This is a genomic window from Psychrobacter sp. FME6 (assembly GCF_014861365.1).
Classification (GTDB): Bacteria; Pseudomonadota; Gammaproteobacteria; order Pseudomonadales; family Moraxellaceae; genus Psychrobacter.
This window is the reverse complement of sequence record NZ_RRYW01000238.1, coordinates 1-675: the sequence shown is the minus strand read 5'-3', so window position 1 is coordinate 675 and position 675 is coordinate 1. Positions and strand designations below refer to the sequence as shown.

General features: G+C 44.0%; 1 protein-coding gene. It reads left to right on the top strand.

Annotated elements, in window-relative coordinates; all coding sequences use genetic code 11:
* The coding region (locus tag EI162_RS14430) for an IS3 family transposase (protein WP_192524981.1) at nucleotides 1-582 on the top strand (582 nt) is incomplete at its 5' end.
* Nucleotides 583-675: the final 93 nt, after the last annotated feature.

Here is a 675-nt window from a genome sequence, read left to right as displayed (position 1 = left end):
ACCAACAGCCGTGACGACCAAAAGCGCGCTGATGACTTAGTCAATCGTAACTTTAATGCTCATCGTCCTAACCAACTATGGGTTGCAGATTTTACCTATATCAAGACGACAAGCGGCTGGGTGTATACCGCTTTTATTATTGATGTGTTTGCTCGCGCTATCGTTGGCTGGAAAGTATCTAATCGCATGAATACCGATATGGTGATGGCGGCGTTAAATCAAGCAATAGCAGATAGAAACTATCCCAAAGATGTGATTCATCACAGTGATCGAGGGGTTCAGTACTTATCTATTCGCTATACCGATAAGATGACGGACTCTGGAGTGATTGCTTCTGTTGGTACAACAGGCGACTCTTATGACAACGCATTGGCTGAGACAGTTAACGGGCTTTATAAGTCTGAGGTGATTGAATATCTAAAAGAACAATGGCATGGCGTGAACGATGTTGAATTAGCAACCCTTGAATGGGTGGACTGGTTTAACAAAACCCGTTTGCATAGCACGATTGGATATGTGTCACCTTTTGAATTTGAAAAGCGGTATTATGATAATTTAACCCTGTCAGGCATTGCTGCCTGACTCAAGTAAAACACTCTCCGATAAAGTCGGGGCGGTTCATACTGTGCTCATTCCACAGGATGGCGACAATGGTGCGAGCTCCAGCTGATTGTT